The organism is Streptomyces sp. NPDC101393, assembly GCF_044767385.1.
Lineage (GTDB): Bacteria > Actinomycetota > Actinomycetes > Streptomycetales > Streptomycetaceae > Streptomyces.
Window position 1 is genome coordinate 182,455 of the sequence record NZ_JBIWNU010000004.1, and the last position, 16,685, is coordinate 199,139.

The 16,685-nt window shown below is 72.7% G+C and carries 16 protein-coding genes; 4 read left to right on the forward strand and 12 right to left on the reverse strand.

Going from position 1 to position 16,685, the window contains the following annotated elements; translation table 11 throughout:
• The first annotated feature begins 29 nt into the window (after positions 1 to 29).
• Positions 30 to 905 (forward strand): NAD(P)-dependent oxidoreductase, encoded by an 876-nt coding sequence (locus tag ACIRQ7_RS14275; RefSeq protein ID WP_404262486.1) that lies wholly within the window; start codon positions 30 to 32, stop codon positions 903 to 905.
• Between the two features lie 88 nt (positions 906 to 993).
• Here ACIRQ7_RS14275 and ACIRQ7_RS14280 read toward each other — a convergent pair whose 3' ends face one another.
• The 5 genes from ACIRQ7_RS14280 to ACIRQ7_RS14300 all read right to left on the reverse strand — a co-directional run bounded on the left by ACIRQ7_RS14280 (position 994) and on the right by ACIRQ7_RS14300 (position 5,982).
• On the reverse strand, positions 994 to 2,259 hold the full coding sequence (locus ACIRQ7_RS14280) for a beta-ketoacyl-[acyl-carrier-protein] synthase family protein (RefSeq protein ID WP_403670457.1): 1,266 nt from the start codon (positions 2,257 to 2,259) through the stop codon (positions 994 to 996).
• Positions 2,260 to 2,336: 77 nt separating this feature from the next.
• The gene (locus ACIRQ7_RS14285; RefSeq protein ID WP_393679986.1) at positions 2,337 to 2,585 is read right to left on the reverse strand and encodes an acyl carrier protein; all 249 of its coding nucleotides are present in this window, start codon (positions 2,583 to 2,585) and stop codon (positions 2,337 to 2,339) included.
• Positions 2,586 to 2,688: 103 nt separating this feature from the next.
• Positions 2,689 to 3,735: a ketoacyl-ACP synthase III gene (locus tag ACIRQ7_RS14290; protein WP_403670460.1), complete on the reverse strand. Its 1,047-nt coding sequence runs from the start codon at positions 3,733 to 3,735 to the stop codon at positions 2,689 to 2,691.
• A gap of 13 nt (positions 3,736 to 3,748) precedes the next feature.
• Positions 3,749 to 4,690 (reverse strand): ACP S-malonyltransferase, encoded by a 942-nt coding sequence (locus ACIRQ7_RS14295; protein WP_403670463.1) that lies wholly within the window; start codon positions 4,688 to 4,690, stop codon positions 3,749 to 3,751.
• An 89-nt stretch (positions 4,691 to 4,779) separates the two neighbouring features.
• Positions 4,780 to 5,982 (reverse strand): PucR family transcriptional regulator, encoded by a 1,203-nt coding sequence (locus tag ACIRQ7_RS14300; RefSeq protein ID WP_401472351.1) that lies wholly within the window; start codon positions 5,980 to 5,982, stop codon positions 4,780 to 4,782.
• Between the two features lie 106 nt (positions 5,983 to 6,088).
• Here ACIRQ7_RS14300 and ACIRQ7_RS14305 point away from each other — a divergent pair, with 106 nt between their 5' ends.
• Positions 6,089 to 6,760: a pirin family protein gene (locus tag ACIRQ7_RS14305; protein WP_404262489.1), complete on the forward strand. Its 672-nt coding sequence runs from the start codon at positions 6,089 to 6,091 to the stop codon at positions 6,758 to 6,760.
• Positions 6,761 to 6,840: 80 nt separating this feature from the next.
• Here the strand turns inward: ACIRQ7_RS14305 and ACIRQ7_RS14310 are convergent, their stop codons facing one another.
• Positions 6,841 to 7,653 (reverse strand): serine hydrolase domain-containing protein, encoded by an 813-nt coding sequence (locus ACIRQ7_RS14310; protein ID WP_404262491.1) that lies wholly within the window; start codon positions 7,651 to 7,653, stop codon positions 6,841 to 6,843.
• A 166-nt stretch (positions 7,654 to 7,819) separates the two neighbouring features.
• On the opposite strand from ACIRQ7_RS14310, the gene ACIRQ7_RS14315 reads away from it, so the two are divergent.
• Both ACIRQ7_RS14315 and ACIRQ7_RS14320 read left to right on the forward strand, forming a co-directional pair.
• Positions 7,820 to 8,344 (forward strand): MerR family transcriptional regulator, encoded by a 525-nt coding sequence (locus ACIRQ7_RS14315; RefSeq protein WP_404262492.1) that lies wholly within the window; start codon positions 7,820 to 7,822, stop codon positions 8,342 to 8,344.
• Positions 8,345 to 8,350: 6 nt separating this feature from the next.
• A complete protein-coding gene (locus tag ACIRQ7_RS14320) occupies positions 8,351 to 9,400 on the forward strand; it encodes an aldo/keto reductase (protein WP_404262494.1) in 1,050 nt (349 codons plus the stop codon).
• 76 nt (positions 9,401 to 9,476) lie between these two features.
• Here the strand turns inward: ACIRQ7_RS14320 and ACIRQ7_RS14325 are convergent, their stop codons facing one another.
• The 6 genes from ACIRQ7_RS14325 to ACIRQ7_RS14350 all read right to left on the reverse strand — a co-directional run bounded on the left by ACIRQ7_RS14325 (position 9,477) and on the right by ACIRQ7_RS14350 (position 16,636).
• Positions 9,477 to 10,769, reverse strand: coding sequence for an acyltransferase (locus ACIRQ7_RS14325; protein WP_404262495.1), 1,293 nt, complete (start codon positions 10,767 to 10,769; stop codon positions 9,477 to 9,479).
• A 67-nt stretch (positions 10,770 to 10,836) separates the two neighbouring features.
• Positions 10,837 to 12,003, reverse strand: a complete 1,167-nt coding sequence (locus ACIRQ7_RS14330) for an alpha/beta hydrolase (protein WP_404262496.1) — start codon at positions 12,001 to 12,003, stop codon at positions 10,837 to 10,839.
• A gap of 181 nt (positions 12,004 to 12,184) precedes the next feature.
• A complete protein-coding gene (locus tag ACIRQ7_RS14335; protein ID WP_401471965.1) occupies positions 12,185 to 12,865 on the reverse strand; it encodes a response regulator in 681 nt (226 codons plus the stop codon).
• Positions 12,862 to 14,226: a sensor histidine kinase gene (locus tag ACIRQ7_RS14340; protein WP_404262498.1), complete on the reverse strand. Its 1,365-nt coding sequence runs from the start codon at positions 14,224 to 14,226 to the stop codon at positions 12,862 to 12,864. Before ACIRQ7_RS14340 ends, ACIRQ7_RS14335 begins: the two co-directional genes overlap by 4 nt.
• A gap of 124 nt (positions 14,227 to 14,350) precedes the next feature.
• Positions 14,351 to 15,229, reverse strand: coding sequence for a DUF4429 domain-containing protein (locus ACIRQ7_RS14345; protein ID WP_404262499.1), 879 nt, complete (start codon positions 15,227 to 15,229; stop codon positions 14,351 to 14,353).
• A gap of 192 nt (positions 15,230 to 15,421) precedes the next feature.
• A complete protein-coding gene (locus ACIRQ7_RS14350; RefSeq protein ID WP_404262501.1) occupies positions 15,422 to 16,636 on the reverse strand; it encodes an alpha/beta hydrolase in 1,215 nt (404 codons plus the stop codon).
• Positions 16,637 to 16,685: the final 49 nt, after the last annotated feature.

A 16,685-nucleotide genomic window follows, 5' to 3' on the forward strand; every position in this document is an offset into this window, starting at 1 on the left:
GGCTGAACTCCAGGTCTTAGCGTGCCTCCATGTCTGAACACACCTCAGTAGCGGTGCTCGGTACCGGAATCATGGGCGCGGCGATGGCCCGCAACCTCGTCGCGGCCGGGTTCGACGTCCGCGCCTGGAACCGCACCCGCGCCAGGGCCGAACCGCTGGCCGCCGACGGGATCCGCGTCATGGACACCCCGGCACAGGCCGTGGACGGCGCGGATGTCGTCCTCACGATGCTGCTCGACGGGCCGGCCGTCCTGGACGCCGCGCGGCAGGCGGCGCCGCGGCTGGCCCCCGGCACCGTATGGCTGCAGATGAGCACGGTGGGCGTGGACGGCGTCCCGCCGCTCGCCGCGTTCGCCCGCGAGCACGGGCTGCGGTTCGTCGACGCACCCGTCCTCGGCACCAAGGTGCCGGCGGAGAAGGGGGAGTTGACGATCATGGCCGCCGGTCCGCAGGAGGTGCGGGAGCGGGCCGATGAGGTCTTCGCCGTGGTGGGGAGCGGCACCCGGTGGGTCGGCGAGGACGCCGCGAGCGGCGCGGCGAGCCGTCTCAAGCTCGTCGCCAACAGCTGGGTGCTGACCCTCATCAACGGCGCGGGCGAGGCGCTCGCGCTCGCCGAGGGACTCGGGGTGGACCCGCGCGACTTCCTGGCCGCGGTCGCCGGCGGGCCGCTCGACGTGCCCTATCTGCGGATGAAGTCCGAGATGATCCTGGCCGGCGACTATCCGGCGAGCTTCAGCGTCTCCACCGGACGCAAGGACGCCCGGCTCATCACGGACGCGGCCCGTCAGGCCGGCGTACGGATGGATCTGGCGGACGCGGCGGCGGAGCGGTTTCGCCGGTCGGAAGCGCAGGGGCACGGCGACGAGGACGGCGCGGCGGCGTATTTCGCCAGCTTCGACCGCTGACGGGCGCGGCCCGCAGGACACGCACGAGGGCCCGCCCGGTCGGGGTGACCGGGCGGGCCCTCATGGTGGATCAGTGCGTACGGCGTGCTCAGATCGTACGGAACGCGAGCACGACGTTGTGGCCGCCGAAGCCGAACGAGTCGTTCAGCGCCACGAGGCGGCCCTCCGCGGGCAGCTGGCGGGGCTTGTCGCGGATGATGTCCACGTCGACCTCGGGGTCGAGGTTGTCGATGTTGATCGTCGGCGGGGCCGTCCGGTGGTAGAGCGCCAGGATCGAGGCAACCGTCTCGATACCGCCGGCGCCGCCCAGGAGATGGCCGGTCATCGACTTCGTGCTGGTGATCGCCATGTGGTCGACATCGTCGCCGAAGGCCTTGCGCAGCGCCTTCAGCTCCGCCAGGTCGCCCTGCGGGGTCGAGGTGGCGTGCGCGTTGACCGTCACGATCTCGGCCGGGTCGACGTCGTTGGACTCGATGAGGTTCCGCAGCGCCTGGGCGATGCCGTTGCCGGACGGCTCGGGCTGCACGATGTCGTGGCTGTCGGCGGAGACGCCCTGGCCGACGGCCTCGGCGTAGACCTTGGCGCCACGCTTGGCGGCGTGCTCGGCCGACTCCAGGACGATGACGCCCGCGCCCTCACCGAGGACGAAGCCGTTGCGTGCGGTGTCCCAGGGGCGGGAGGCGCCCTGCGGGTCGTCGTTGGACTTCGACATGGCCATCATGTTGCCGAACGCGGCGATCGGCAGCGGGTGGATCGCCGCCTCCGTGCCGCCGGCGATGACGATGTCGGCGCGGCCCGTGCGGATCATCTCGATCGCGTAGCCGATGGCCTCGGAGCCGGACGCGCAGGCGCTGACCGGGGTGTGCACGCCCGCACGGGCGTTCACGACCAGGCCGACGTTGGCGGACGGGCCGTTGGGCATCAGCATCGGGACGGTGTGCGGGGAGACGCGGCGTACGCCCTTCTCCTTGAGCACGTCGTACTGGTCGAGCAGGGTGGTCACGCCACCGATACCGGAGGCGATGACGGCGCCGAGCCGGTCGGGGTCGACGGAGGTGTCCTCACCCGCCTTCGCGGTGAAACCGGCGTCCGCCCAGGCCTCGCGGGCCGCGATCAGCGCGAACTGCGCCGAGCGGTCCAGCTTGCGGGCCTGCGGCTTGGGGATGACCTCGGAGGGGTCGACAGCCGCGCGGGCGGCGATCTGAACCGGCAGTTCGGCGGCCCAGTCCTCGGTGAGGTTACCCACGCCGGACTGGCCGGCGAGCATGGCTTCCCAGGTCGAAGCGCTGTCGCCACCCAACGGTGTGGTTGCGCCGATACCGGTGACGACCACGGTGCGATTGGTCGCGTTCACAGGAATTCTTACTCCACGGGTAGAGGGGTCTGAATAGACGGCGCCACCGAGGGGTGGCGACATGCGCGGAAGCTGGATCAGCTCTGGTGCTTGAGGATGTAGTCGGTCGCGTCGCCGACGGTCTTGAGGTTCTTGACGTCGTCGTCCGGGATCTTCACGTCGAAGCGCTCTTCGGCGGCGACGACGACCTCGACCATGGACAGCGAGTCAACGTCCAGGTCGTCGGTGAAGGACTTCTCCACCTGGACGTCCTCGGTGGGGATCCCGGCGATCTCGTTCACGATCTCGGCGAGACCGGCGACGATCTCTTCCTGAGTGGCGGCCATGATGGCGCTCCTTCGGTCTTTTGGGGGAAACTGCGGTTATTTCGGTGAAGCTCTGTACAGCGGCCGACACTTCCGAAGACGTACGGTGCTGCGCAGATCTTGCCTAGGGGAGGGTAACGACCGTCGCGGCGTACACGAGACCCGCCCCGAAGCCGATGACCAGCGCGGTGTCGCCGCTCTTGGCCTGCCCGGTCGCCAGCAGCCGCTCCATGGCGAGCGGAATCGAGGCGGCCGAGGTGTTGCCGGTGGTCTCCACGTCACGGGCGACCGTCACGCTCTCCGGCAGCTTCAGAGTCTTCACCATCGAATCGATGATCCGCATATTGGCCTGGTGCGGAATGAAGACGTCCAGGTCGTCCGGGCTGACTCCGGCCGCGTCCAGCGCCTGCTGGGCGACCTTCGCCATCTCGAACACCGCCCACCGGAAGACCGCTTGGCCCTCCTGGGTGATGGCGGGATAGCGGATCGCCTCGGGAGCGGTGCGCTCCTCGGGGCCGTTGCCGCCGGGTACCGGAGTCGTCCGGTACTCGTCCCACGCGACGGTCTGCTTGATGGTCTCGGACTTGTCGCCCTCCGAACCCCAGACGGTGGGGCCGATCGCCGGCTCCTTGCCGGGGCCCACGATCACGGCGCCCGCGCCGTCACCGAACAGGAAGGCCGTCGCGCGGTCCTCCAGGTCGGTCAGGTCCGAGAGCCGCTCGACGCCGATGACCAGGACGTACTCCGCGGAGCCCTCGGTGACCATGCCCTTGGCCAGGGTCAGGCCGTAGCCGAAGCCCGCGCAGCCCGCCGAGATGTCGAACGCGGCCGGCTTGACCGCGCCGATGCGGTGCGCGATCTCGGTCGCGATGGCCGGGGTCTGCTTGAAGTGCGAGACGGTGGAGACGACCACCGCGCCGATCTGCTCGGGGGTGATGCCGGCGTCGGCGATCGCCTTGCCGGACGCCTCCACCGACATGAGGGCGACGGTCTCCTCGGGGCTCGCCCAGTGGCGGGTGGCGATGCCCGAGCGTGACCGGATCCACTCGTCGGACGAGTCGATGTGCTTGAGGATCTCGTCGTTGGGCACGACGCGGGTCGGGCGGTAGCCGCCGACCCCCATGATCCGCGCGTACGGGGACCCCTGCGCGGGCTTGATCTTCGAGGTCATGTGCTTCGGGCTCCTATTCGGCCGTTGCAGAGTGCTCGGCGATCAGCGTGCGGGCCGCGTCGAGGTCGTCCGGGGACTTGAGAGCGAGGGTCTGCACACCGGGCAGCGCACGCTTGGCGAGCCCGACGAGCGTGCCGCCCGGGGCCACCTCGATGAGCGCGGTGACGCCCAGCTCCTTGAACGTCTCCATGCACAGGTCCCAGCGCACCGGGTTGGCCACCTGGCCCACCAGCCGCTGCACCAGGTCCTGGCCGGACGTGACCTGCCGGCCGTCCTTGTTGGAGACGTAACGGGTGTGCGGGTCGGCGACCGGCAGCTCGGTGATCGCGGACTCCAGGACGGAGACGGCGGGTGCCATGTGGTGCGTGTGGAACGCACCGGCCACCTTCAGCGGGACGACCCGGCGGGTGCCCTCCGGCTTGTCGGCGACCAGGGCCTCGATCTGCGCGGCGGTGCCCGCGGCGACGATCTGGCCGGCGCCGTTCACGTTCGCCGGGGTCAGGCCGAGCTTCTCCAGATGCGGGACGACGACGGCCTCGTCGCCGCCCAGCAGCGCGGCCATCCCGGTCTCGGTGACGGCGGCCGCGTCGGCCATGGCGAGCCCGCGACGGCGCACCAGGCCCATCGCGTCGCCGTCCGAGAGCGTGCCGGTCAGCGCGGCGGCGGCGAGCTCACCGACGCTGTGTCCGGCCGCCGCGCCGACGCGGGCTGCGAAGTCCTCGGGCGTCGCGAACAACTGGCGCGCGGAGACCAGGGAGGCGGCCACCAGGAGCGGCTGCGCCACGGCCGTGTCGCGGATCTCGTCCGCGTCAGCCTTTGTGCCGTAATGGACCAGGTCCAGGTCGATGGCGGCCGACCACTCACGGAGCCGGTCTTCGACACCGGGGAGGTCGAGCCAGGGGGTCAGGAAGCCGGGCGTCTGAGCGCCTTGGCCGGGAGCGACGAGTACGAGCACCCTCACACTCTCTCTTGTGGGAGGTCCCGCCCGCCCGTGGGGACAGGGACGAAGAACCATCGGGGGAATTGTTGGTGTTCGACAAAAGTCTAGAGCTGCGCCTCGGCGTCAGCCAGACGCCCCAGGATCAGCGCGATCCGCAAGGTGAACGCGGAGCGCACATCGGACGGCGACCAGCCGGTGACGTCCGTCACACGTCGTAGCCGATAGCGCACGGTGTTGGGGTGCACGAACAACATCCGCGCCGCCCCCTCAAGGCTGCTCGCCTGCTCCAGATAGACGCTCAGCGTCTCCAGAAGCGCCGACCCCGCCTCCTCCAGCGGTCTGTAGATCTCCTCCACCAGCTGGTCGCGCGCGACCGGGTCCGAAGCCATCGCGCGCTCCGGCAGCAGATCGTCGGCGAGCACCGGCCGCGGGGCGTCCTGCCAGGCGGCGCAGGCCCGCAGCCCGGCGGCCGCGGCCTGCGCCGAGCGGGTCGCGGCGAGCAGGTCGGAGACGACCGGGCCGGCCACCACGGGACCGGCCGCATAGGGGCCGATCAGTGACTTCGCGGCCTTCAGCGGATTGTCCGAGCCGCCCGCGATCACCACCAGGCGGGTGCCGAGGACACCGGTCAGCACCTGGAGCTTGGCGTGCCGGGCGGCCCGGCGGATCGCCTCGACGGTCAGCTCGCTGTCCCCGTCGGGCGCGGTGCCGAGCAGCACACAGACATGTTCGGGGGAGTTCCAGCCCAGCGCCGCGGCACGGGAGACGGCGCCCTCGTCGGCCTCCCCGGAGAGCACGGCGTTGACCACCAGCGACTCCAGCCGGGCATCCCACGCGCCACGGGCCTCGGCGGCCTGGGCGTAGACCTGGGCGGTCGCGAAGGCGATCTCCCGGGCGTAGACCAGCAGCGCTTCGCGGAGGACGGACTCGTCCCCGGGCGCTGCGACCTCATCGATGGCGGACTCCATGACCTCAATGGTCGTCCGGACCATCTCCACGGTCTGGCGCAGCGTGATCGCCCTGGTCAGCTCGCGTGGCGCGGTGCCGAAAACATCGGTGCTGATGGCCTGCGGCGTCTCCGGATGCCGGAACCACTCGGTGAACGCGGCGATACCGGCCTGCGCCACCAGGCCGATCCAGGAGCGGTTCTCCGGTGGCATCGCGCGGTACCACGGCAGCGTGGCGTCCATGCGGGCGATGGCCCCGGCCGCCAATTTGCCGGCCGACTGCTCCAAGCGGCGAAGGGTCGCGTAGTGCGGGTGCGCGTCGCGCGATGCGGGTTCAGACACGGGACAAGCCTGCCTTATCGGGGCTGCGGGGTGTCGCGGCGGGGCTGGGTGGGGGAGTGGGGCGTCGTGTCGTCGGCCTGCGGGGCGGGCGCGACTTCGGGGCTCACCCCTCTACGGTGGGCCAATGATTCAGGTGCGCAGGGGCGATGAACGCTATCGGGACGAGGACGCGGACGCCGGGATCGAGTCACTGCACGCGTTCTCCTTCGGGCCCCACTTCGACCCGGACAATCTGCGTTTCGGCGCGCTGATCGCCTGCAACGAGGAGCGGCTGGCGGCCGGGGCCGGCTTCGACGAGCATCCGCACCGTGAGACCGAGATCGTGACCTGGGTCGTCGAGGGCGAGCTGACGCACCGCGACTCGGCCGGCCACCGGACGACCGTACGGCCCGGTGATCTTCAGCGGCTCAGCGCGGCGGGCGGCGTACGGCACGTGGAGCGCAATGACGGGACCGGGCCGCTCCGCTTCGTCCAGATGTGGCTGGCGCCGGCCGAGTTCGGCGGCGAGCCGGAGTACGAGGTGGTGCGGGGCATCGCCGACGGCACGCCGTACGCGGTTCCGCGGGCCGGCGCGATGCTGCACGTCCGCCGCCTCGCCGACGGTGAGCGCACCGCCGTCCCGGACGCGGTCCGCGCGTATGTGCAGGTGGTGCGGGGCGCGGTCCGGATCGGCGAGGAGCGGCTGGAGGCCGGTGACGCGGCCCGGATCACCGACGCCGACGGGCTGGAGCTGAAGGGACTGGCGGCGGCGGAGTGCCTGGTGTGGGAGATGGGGCCGGAGCAGACGTATATGTGAGCGGCCCGGAGTGCGGCCGTCCGAGCGGCCGGGGGCCCGGCCGGCGGCTCCACGCCTTCCCGGCCGCACCCCGCGGTCCCTCAGCGCAGTTCGGACAGCACCGCGTCGGTCAGCTTCGGCCAGGCCTCGACGGCCCACGGCCCGAAGGCGCGGTCGGTCAGCGCGACGCACGCCGCGCCGGCGTCCGGGTCCACCCACAGGAACGTGCCGGACTGCCCGAAGTGTCCGAAGGTGCGGGGCGAGGAGGCGGCGCCCGTCCAGTGCGGCGACTTCCCGTCGCGGATCTCGAAGCCCAGACCCCAGTCGTTGGGCTTCTGGTGGCCGTAGCCCGGCAGCACACCCGTCACACCGGGGAAGACCACCGACGTCGCCTCGGCGAGCGTCTGCGGGGCGAGCAGCCGCGGCGCCTGCAGCTCGGCGGCGAACCGGATCAGATCGGCGACCGTGGACACGCCGTCCTTGGCGGGCGAGCCCGGCAGCTGTGTCGCGGTCATCCCGAGCGGTTCGAGCACCGCTTCGTGGAGGTACTGCGGGAAGGGGATGTCGGTCGCCTTGGCGATGTGGTCGCCCAGCGCCTCGAAACCGGAGTTGGAGTACAGCCGGCGGGTGCCGGGCTCGGCCATCGTGCGCTGCTCGTCGAAGGCCAGACCGGAGGTGTGGGCGAGGAGATGACGGATCGTGGACCCCGCGGGCCCGGCCGGCTCGTCCAGCTCGACGGCGCCCTCCTCGATCGCCAGCAGCGCGGCATACGCGGCGAGCGGCTTGGTGACGGACGCCAGCGGGAAGCGGTGCTCCAGCGGGCCGTAGGAGCCGGCCACCGATCCGTCGGCGCGTATGACGGCGGCCGCGGCGGTGGGCACCGGCCAGTTCTCGATCATCCCCAGGCTCTGCATGCTTCCGAGACTATCCGCCGCGAAATCCCGTCCCGACCGGGGCCGGTCTCCCCAATTCCGGGTCAAGAGTGCGCTTGCCTGGAGTGCACTCGAAGTCTCTAGCGTTGAGGACGTCGAGAGGCCCCGGCGCACGCCGGGCGGCATCCGGCGGACAGGGGAGACACGCATGACGGTGACGCAGAGCGAACCGGTGACGGGCGGGGTGACGGCGGCCGGCGGGCGGCCGGGGCGGCTGCGCGCCTGCCCCGAGGAGCCGCCGGCCGAGGCGGCCCGCTGCGGGACGGCGCCCGCCGCCCATCCCAAGCCGGCCGGCCGCGACCGCTACACGATCAGCGAAGTGGCCGACCACACCGGGCTCAGCGCCCACACCCTGCGCTGGTACGAGCGCATCGGCCTGATGCCGCACGTCGACCGCACCCACACCGGCCAGCGCCGCTTCACCAACCGCGACCTGGACTGGCTGGAGCTGGTGACCAAACTGCGGCTGACCGGGATGTCGGTCGCCGACATGGTCCGCTACGCCGAGCTGGTGCGGGCCGGCGACACCACCTTCCCCGAACGCGAGGAACTGCTCACCGCGCACCGCGAGGGCGTACGACAGCGCATCGCGGAGCTGCGGAGCACGCTGGACGTCCTCGACTACAAGATCGACATCTATGCCGACGCCCGCCGGGCGTCCGAGAGGTTCTGAGACACCATGGGCAGCGAGCAGACCGCACACACCACGAAGACCGGCAGCGCGAAGATCGAAACGGTGGAGCTGGGCGCCGGCGGCCCCCGGGTCGGCGTACAGGGCCTGGGCTGCATGGGCATGAGCTTCGCCTACGGCCCCACCGACACCGACGAGGCTCGCGCCACCCTGGACCGCGCGCTGGACCTGGGCGTCACGCTCTACGACACCGCGGACGTCTACGGCATGGGGGAGAACGAGAAGTTCCTCGCGCCGTTCCTCCGGGCGCACCGCGACGAGGTCGTGCTGGCCACCAAATTCGCCCTGTCCCTCGACCCGCAGGACCCGACGAAGCGCGTCATACGCAACGACCGCCCCTACATCCGGCAGGCCGTCGAGGCGAGCCTGCGGCGCCTCGGGGTCGACGAGATCGACCTGTACTACATGCACCGGCGGGAGGTGAACGTCCCCCTGGAGGAGTCGGTCGGGGCGATGGCCGAGCTGGTGGCCGAGGGCAAGGTCAAGCACCTCGGTCTGAGCGAGGTCACCGCCTCCGAGCTGCGCGCGGCCCAGGCGGTGCACCCGATCGCCGCGCTGCAGTCCGAGTGGTCGCTCTTCAGCCGGGACATCGAGGACGGTGTGGTGCAGGCGGCGGCCGAGCTCGGCGTCGGCGTCGTCCCGTACTCGCCGCTCGGCCGGGGCTTTCTGACCGGTGCGTTCGTCAGCGCCGACAAGGAGCTGACGTCGGACGACTTCCGCCGCCAGCAGCCCCGCTTCACCGGCGACAACGCCGCCGCCAACGCCGCGCTGCTGGAACCGGTCCGCACCCTCGCGGCGGCCCACGACGCGACGCTCGGGCAGATCGCGCTCGCCTGGGTGCAGCAGCAGGCCGCCGCGCGCGGACTGGCCGTCGTGCCGATCCCCGGTACGCGCAAGCGCAGCCGGGCCGAGGAGAACGCCGGGGCGACCCGGATCGAACTGAGCGCGGCGGACCTGGCCCTGCTGGAGCCGATCGCGGGCCAGGTCGCGGGGGCCCGCTACGCCGACATGACGTTCACCTCCGCCGGGCGCGCCTAGGGTCTGTCGTCTGTCGTGGGATCACGCCGGACCAGGGAGCGGCCCCCGGGCCGCTCCCGCACGCGCCGCGCGGGGCTCATGCCAGCCCGAGTGCGAAGACGGCGAAGGCCGCCGCCAGGACCGCCGCCAGGGCCCGCCACCAGCGGGTGACGCCGGTCCAAGGGGCCTCGAAGCGGCGCGTGGTACGCCCGATGAGCAGCAGCGCGGCGGCGAAGACGGGCAGCCACGCGAGGCGGACGAGGACCCAGCCGGGGGAGTCGGGCGCGACCGTCAGGCCGGGCAGGTGGCCGAGGAACGACGCGGGCACGGCCGCCGACAGCAGCGCGGTCTGGTGCCAGCACAGGATCGTCATCGCCGAGAGGTTGATGACCACGACCGGCGCCCAGAGCGCGGGGCGGCGCAGCAGACGGGCGAGGCGGTCGCGGAGCAGGATCGCGGCGCCCGACTGCGCCGCGGCCAGCGCCAGGACCAGCAGCGACGGCGGATGCGAGTTCGTCCGTGACACCCCGGGGACCCCGACCATGCTCGCCGGGTAGTGGAAGAAGACCAGCAGCGCGGCGAACAGCGCGGCGCCACCGAGCAGCAGCCACCGGGCGGCGGCCCTGCCGAGTCGCCGCTCGCCCCAGGAGACGCCGAGCTGGTAGGCGAACATCCAGCCGGGGAGCAGGTTGAGCAGGCTCAGCCAGGACGGCATCGCGTCGGCGAGAGGTCCGTAGCGCAGGAAGTCCACCACGGCGACCGCCGCGAGCAGCGGTGCCGCGGCCCAGGCGCCCATCCGCCGCGCGGCGCGTACGCAGTACGGCGTCAGCGCGGTGACCGCCGCGTAGACCCCGACGAACCACAGCGGCTGGATCACCAGCGTCGCCCCGGTCCGCAGCGTCGCCTCCGGCACCCCCAGCCCGTGGAGCACCGGCAGCATCGCCGCCCAGACGGCGGTCACGCCGAGGACCGGGCGGCCCAGCCGGACGAGCCGGCCGCCCAGCCAGCGGGTGGTGGACTCGCCCCGGCCGGTGGCACGGCGCCAGGACAGCACCGAGGCATACCCGCCGACCAGGAAGAAGATGCCGAGCATCTGCAGCACCCAACTGGCGGGCGCGAGCGCGCCGAAGGCGGACAGCGGGCTGGCGTTGTGCAGCGCACCGCCGGCGTCGAGGGTGAAACCACCGAGCAGCCAGTGGCCGGTGGGGACGGCGAGCAGCGCCAGGGCGCGCAGGCCGTCGATGGCGCGGTCGCGGTGGGCCGGGGTCCGGTCCTCGATGGCGCCGACGGCCTTGCGGACCGCGGCCGGGAGGCCGGTGTTCTTCCGGGGCGTGCCGCCGAGCGAGGTGCCGCTGACGGGAACGAGGAGCGCGGTGGCTGCGGTTGCCATGGGAGGTCCCTGTGGTGAGGAGTGGCGTTACCGGGCGGTGCGGTGGCGCGGGAGCGGCGGACAGGCCCTAGCGCACGTCGCCGTAGCGGCCCAGCGCGATGGCCGCGAAGTTGCGGCGGGAGTCCGTACCGGGGGCGAGGTAGCCGGTGTGGCCGTCGGCGCGCTCGGCGGAGACACGGCGCGCGCCGAAGGCGGGGTCGGTGGGGTCCTCGCCGTGGCCCAGGCCCAGGAGTTCGACGTTCGGGACGTCGCCGATCCAGTCGGAGGCGTCCCTGGCGGCCCAGACCCGGGCGGTGGTGCGCAGCTCCGCCACGGTGTCCCTGCGCATCCCGGGGGAGCCGAAGACGACCAGGTCGGCGATGGCGCCGCGGCCCGCTCCGGGGGCCGCGAGGGAGCAGACGACCGAGCCGTAGCTGTGGCACAGCACGGTGGGCGCGGGCACCTCGGTGGCGGCGAGGCCGGACAGCAGGCGGGCCAGCCGCGGCGCACCGGCCTCGGCAAGCCGCCCGGTGGCGGCGTCCGGCCCGACACCGACCGGGGTGGTGTAGCCGGCCCAGGCGATGACGGCGGTGCGGGTGTGCGGTGCGTCGGCGGCCATCTGCGCCCGCAGCGAGGTGGCCATGCCGGCCGGGGTGCCGTAAGGGTCGTTGCTGCGGTCGAAGGTGGCCAGGTCGATGTCGGAGCCGGGGACGATCATGGCGGTGCGTTCGGCGGTCGTCAAGTCGCCGTAGACCTCTGCCACTTGGCCGCGGCCGCGCGGGTCGAAGGCGAGGATCCTGCGGCCGGGCCGGAGCAGGTCGGCGCAGCGGGCAGCCGCCTTCCGGGCCTCCTGGTGGTCCTGGAGGGTGCCGGCCGGATCGGCGGCGCGGGCCCGCCGGAAATCCCGTTCCGCCTTCAGGGCCAGGGAGTTGGCCTCGTACCGCAGCGTCACGGGGACGCCGTCGAGGTTGCCGACGGTCAAGGGATGCCGGGCCGCGAGCGCATGGCGTTCGCGGTCGGTCAACGAGCCGAAGAATCGGGCGACGTCGGCCGGAGCCGCGGTCGCCGGGTCGGGCAGCGGGAGGCCGAGAGAGTGGTCGGCGCGCCAGGCCGTGGCGCCGGGCGGCGGGCCGGTGACGGCCTCCTGTGCGGAACCGGCCGCCCAGCCGCCCGTGCCGGCGACCACCGCCAGCGCGAGTGCGGCGGTGATGAGTGTGCGCTTGCTGCGCCGAGCGGTGGTTCGCAGCACCGGCATGGTGGCGTCTCCCTCTTCCGTTGGTGTGGCGGAGGGAAACGTACGAAGCAGGTGTATGACGCGGCGTCACACCGCGGGGCCAACTCCCCGGTGATACCGGGGTAGGGGGTGCGGGGGCCGCTCGTTCTCAGGGAGGAGGGGACGGGGTGGGGGTATCCCTACCCCCACCCCGTGGCAGTCCCTACCGCTCGCCGGGCGTGACCAGCCCCGACTCGTACGCGAAGATCACGGCTTGGGCGCGGTCCCGCAGCTCCAACTTGGCCAGCACACGGCCGATATGGGTCTTCACGGTCTGCTCGGCGAGGACCAGCGAATCGGCGATCTCCTGATTGGACAGGCCCCGGGCGATCAGCTCCAGCACCTCCGTCTCGCGCGGCGTCAGGCCGTTGAGCCGCAGCGAGGCGCGGTCCTTGCGGGGCGACGGACGCCGGCGCGCGAAGTCGGCGATCAGCCGGCGGGTCACCGACGGCGCCAGCAGCGCCTCCCCGGCCGCCACGACGCGCACCGCGGAGATCAGATCGGCGGGCGGCGCGTCCTTCAGCAGGAAGCCGGACGCGCCCGCCCGCAACGCCTCGTAGACATAGTCGTCGACGTCGAACGTCGTCAGCATCAGCACCTTCGGACGGTGGCTGACGCCGACCGGCGGATCCAGCAGCTGACGGGCCGCCTCCAGCCCGTCCATCTCCGGCATCCGGACATCCATCAGCACCACATCGGGATGCGTCCGGCGGCTCAGCTCCACCCCCTGCACACCGTCCGGCGCGTCGCCGACCACATCGATGTCGCTCTGCGCGGCGAGCAGCGCGGCGAAGCCGGCGCGCACCATGGCCTGGTCGTCGACGATGATCACGCGGGTCGTCATGCGGTGTCAGGATCCTTCGCTGAGAGGGGAGAGCCGGTCAGGGGGAGCTGGGCGGCGACGCGGAAGCCGCCGTCCGGCAGCGGCCCGGTGTCGAGCGAGCCGTCCAGCAGGCGCACCCGCTCGCGCATCCCGACCAGGCCGTGCCCGGTGCCGCTGGTCTCCAGCGGCGCGGACGGCGCGGGCGGTGCGGAGTTGACGATGAGTACGGTCAGCCGGGCACCGTCCGAGGTGGCGGTCACCGACACCCGGGTCCGCGCGCCCGGCGCGTGCCGCACCACATTGGCCAGTGCCTCCTGCACGATGCGGTACGCCGACAGGTCCACCGCCGCGTCCGGCGCCAAGGGCTCCTCGGGCAGCGTCAACTCGACCGGCACACCGGCCCGTACGGTCCCCTCGACCAGCTTCGGCAGCTGAGAGATGCCCGGCTGCGGCGCCTTCTCCGGGCCGCCGTCCCGCTCCGTCTCCTCGCTGCGCAGCACCCCCAGCAGCCGCCGCATCTCCGCCAGGGACTCGCGCGCCGTCGCGGCGATCGAGCTGAACTCCTCCTGGGCCTTCGGGGGGATCCCGCTGATGCGATAGGGGGCGCTGTCGGCCTGGACCGTGATCACCGACATGTGGTGGGCGACGACGTCGTGCAGCTCGCGGGCGATGCGGGTGCGCTCCTCCAGGAGCGTGCGGCGAGCGCGCTCCGCCTCGCTGATGGTCTCCTGCTCCAGCAACCTGCGCTGGGCGTCGCCGCGTTCGCGCAGCGTGGCGCCCATCAGCAGCACCACACCGCTGAGCACGAAGAGCAGCACCCAGGTGCCCGGGACGCGGTCGGGGGCGATCGCCTCGGAGAGGATGCCCGCCGCGCCGGTCGCCAGCCACACCGCGATGAGGGTGCGGCGCCGCTCACGCAGGGACAGTGCCAGCATCAGCGCCAGATAGCCGACGATCACCGTGGGCGGCCAGGGCCAGGCGTGGCCCTCGACATGGTCGGCGCCGATGAGCGCCAGCGCACAGACGACGTCCGCCGCGAAGATCACCCACCAGGCCTGCAGCGGCCGGCTCACCGCCAGCAGCAGCGGCGCGGTCTGCGCCGTGGCGAGGCCGCCGGCCAGCCCGCCGTTCATGCCGTAGTCATGGGTGAGGACGGTGATGGTGGTCGGCAGCAGCGACACCGCGAACGCGAAGGCGACGACATACGGCAGCCCGCGCAGCCAGCGGCTGTGCGCCGTGCCGAAGAGCGGGGTGCCGGGCCCGGCCGGGGTGCGGAGGTCGGCCGCGAGGGCGCGGCCCGCCTGGCGTGCGGCGCGCAGCGCCCGGATCCGGGCGGGCTCGCGGCCCGGGGCGGGCGGGGGAGGGGGAGTGGGTGTGGACATCGCGCCCTCAATGTAAGCGGACCGCTCCGGGCGGGACGTCATACCAGGGTCCGGGCTTTCGGGCCGTACCACGGTATGACGCGGCCCCGGGGCCCCGGCGCGGGACCGTATCCCGGCGCCGCCCCTACAGCTCGGCCAGCAGTTCGGCCTTCTTCGCGCTGAACTCGTCGTCGGTCAGCAGCCCCGCGCCGTGCAGCTCGCCCAGGTGCCGTATCCGGTCCGCGATGTCCGCGGGGTCCCGGCGGGTGTCCCCGGCCCGGCGCACCGGCTCACGCTCGTGGGGGTCCTGCTCCGGCTCCGTGCCCCGGACGGCCTGCAGCACGGCGGCGGCGAACGGCAGCGATTCATGGACCGGGCCGTAGCCCAGTCCGAACACCACGGCGGCCGGGTCCTGGTCGGCCTCGCCCGCGACGGGGTCCGGAGACCCGCGCTCCAGCAGCCGCAGATAGCCGTTGAAGATCTCCGGCGAACGCCATTCGACGCCGGTCAGCTCACCGACCGCGAACGACTGGTCGCCGCGCTTCCACTTCGCCGACGACGCGCCCGTCCAGAACCAGCGGAACGCCACCGACCGGCCGTCGAAGGACGCCTTGCCGTCGTACGCCTTGAAGTGCAGCGGAGGCTCCGGCGCCGCCACCAGATAGCGGTCCGCGGGCTCCTTGGAAGCGGGCCCCAGGGCGGAGCGCAGCTCATCGGCGTAGAACTCGGCGAGCGTCTCGCGCTCGGCCGGCAGCACCAGGCGGTAGGGGTCGGCGTCCTCCTTGAGCTGTCCGTCGGCCGCTTCCATCAGCGGATCGGCGCCGTGTCGTGGCACGGCGTGCAGCACGACCGTGCCCCGTCTGCCCTCGGACAGCTCGACCGACCTCAGCGCCTCGTACGGAATGCGTCGCTCGCCGAGCGCCTGGAAGAGCTTCGGCCTGCGGATCCCCCGTTCGAAGCGGATGAGCACGGAGTCCGTGTCGAACTCCCAGACGGCGTGAAAACCGGCCAGCACATCACCCATGCGGCTCATCGTATGCGGGCGGTTGCCCGCCCGTCCCCCTTCCGGGCACCTTGCGCTACGCGCGTCGAAGGGCTCTGCGCCGCCCGGCCCGCCACGCGCCCCGTGCAGGTCAACGCCGGGGCCGCGGATTTCGCGGGATGGGCCCGTCCCCGGGCGCCGGGCCGTATCCGCAGGCCGTGCGGCGCGGCGCCCTCAGGCAAGGCCGGTGGTGCAGCCGGTGTCGTCGCTCGCGCAGTCCACGGCGCCGGTGGCGCCGACCCCGACGAGCGCGAAGTTGCGCAGGCTGGTGGTCCCGGGGGCGAAGTAACCCGCGTGGCCGACGGCGCCCTCCGCCGACAGGACGCGCGAACCGAAGGACGGATCGACCGGGTCCGCGCCGTGTCCGAGCCCGCCGAACTCCAGGTTGGGCACATCCGCGATCCAGTCGTCGGAGTCGCGCATCGCCCAGACCCGGGCGTGGGTGCCCAGTCCTGCGCTGCTCTCGGTCCGCATTCCCGGGCTGCCGGCCACCGCGATGTCCTCGACGTTCGACGGCAGGTCGCGGGCGGCGACGCCGCACACCACGGACCCGTAGCTGTGGCAGAAGAGCGAGACGGAGCTGGAGCGGGGCAGCGCCGACACGAGCTCGCGCAGCCGGACCGCGGCGTCCGCGGCGAGCTTCCCGGTGGCGGCTTCGACGCCCACCCCTGCGGGCGAGGTGAAGTCGGCCCAGGCGATCACGGCAGTACGGGCCGACGGGGCCGCCTTCCGCTCGGCGGCGTAGAGGGAGCGCCCCATGCCGACGGGCGCGGTGTTCGCCCGCGCGGTGCGCTCGAACGTCGAGAGGTTGGTGTCGACGCCCGGCACCACCACGGAGACCCGGCGGGCCTTGGTGAGGTTGCCGAAGACCTCCGCCGCCCGGCCGTCGCCGGACGGATCGAAGGACAGGATCTGGCGGCCGTCGTCCAGCATCGATTCGAGGCGGTGCATCAGCTTGCCCGCCTCCTGGCGGCCGACCGGCGTCAGCCTGCGGTCAGCCGTGCGTTTGCGCTCGACGGCGCGGGCCTGGTCGATCGCGATCCGGTTGGCGCGGTAGCGCAGCTGGACGGGGGCGCCGCCCATGTTGCCGACGACCAGCGGATAGCGGGCCGCGAGCTGCCGCCCCTCGGCTCGGTCGAGGGTGCCGAAGAAGGCCCGGAGCTTCGCCGGGGTGCCGTTGGGGTCGGGCAGCCGGTGTCCGTGGAACGTGGCGTGCTGCCAGGTGGCTCTGGCCGTGGCCAGGGGGTTGGCGTCCTCCTTGTGGCCTCTGATGGCCGTCCAGCCCGTCAGGGCAAGCATCACGAACACCACCACCAGGGCGAGAGCCGCGCGCAAGGCAGTGGATTGAACGAAACCGAAGGAGGGGCCGAAGCCCTGGAAAGAAGTCACCGCGAGCCACCCTAGGAGACGCGGCAGGGCGCCTGTGGAGGCCGTGAGT

What these genes read in the sequence shown, in the direction of transcription:
- ACIRQ7_RS14275 (WP_404262486.1), top strand. Translation starts at nt 30, where the DNA reads ATGTCTGAACACACCTCAGTAGCGGTGCTCGGTACCGGAATCATGGGC.
- ACIRQ7_RS14285 (WP_393679986.1), bottom strand. Translation starts at nt 2,585, where the DNA reads ATGGCCGCCACTCAGGAAGAGATCGTCGCCGGTCTCGCCGAGATCGTG.
- ACIRQ7_RS14290 (WP_403670460.1), bottom strand. Translation starts at nt 3,735, where the DNA reads ATGACCTCGAAGATCAAGCCCGCGCAGGGGTCCCCGTACGCGCGGATC.
- ACIRQ7_RS14305 (WP_404262489.1), top strand. Translation starts at nt 6,089, where the DNA reads ATGATTCAGGTGCGCAGGGGCGATGAACGCTATCGGGACGAGGACGCG.
- ACIRQ7_RS14310 (WP_404262491.1), bottom strand. Translation starts at nt 7,653, where the DNA reads ATGCAGAGCCTGGGGATGATCGAGAACTGGCCGGTGCCCACCGCCGCG.
- ACIRQ7_RS14315 (WP_404262492.1), top strand. Translation starts at nt 7,820, where the DNA reads ATGACGGTGACGCAGAGCGAACCGGTGACGGGCGGGGTGACGGCGGCC.
- ACIRQ7_RS14320 (WP_404262494.1), top strand. Translation starts at nt 8,351, where the DNA reads ATGGGCAGCGAGCAGACCGCACACACCACGAAGACCGGCAGCGCGAAG.
- ACIRQ7_RS14325 (WP_404262495.1), bottom strand. Translation starts at nt 10,769, where the DNA reads ATGGCAACCGCAGCCACCGCGCTCCTCGTTCCCGTCAGCGGCACCTCG.
- ACIRQ7_RS14330 (WP_404262496.1), bottom strand. Translation starts at nt 12,003, where the DNA reads ATGCCGGTGCTGCGAACCACCGCTCGGCGCAGCAAGCGCACACTCATC.
- ACIRQ7_RS14335 (WP_401471965.1), bottom strand. Translation starts at nt 12,865, where the DNA reads ATGACGACCCGCGTGATCATCGTCGACGACCAGGCCATGGTGCGCGCC.
- ACIRQ7_RS14340 (WP_404262498.1), bottom strand. Translation starts at nt 14,226, where the DNA reads ATGTCCACACCCACTCCCCCTCCCCCGCCCGCCCCGGGCCGCGAGCCC.
- ACIRQ7_RS14345 (WP_404262499.1), bottom strand. Translation starts at nt 15,229, where the DNA reads ATGGGTGATGTGCTGGCCGGTTTTCACGCCGTCTGGGAGTTCGACACG.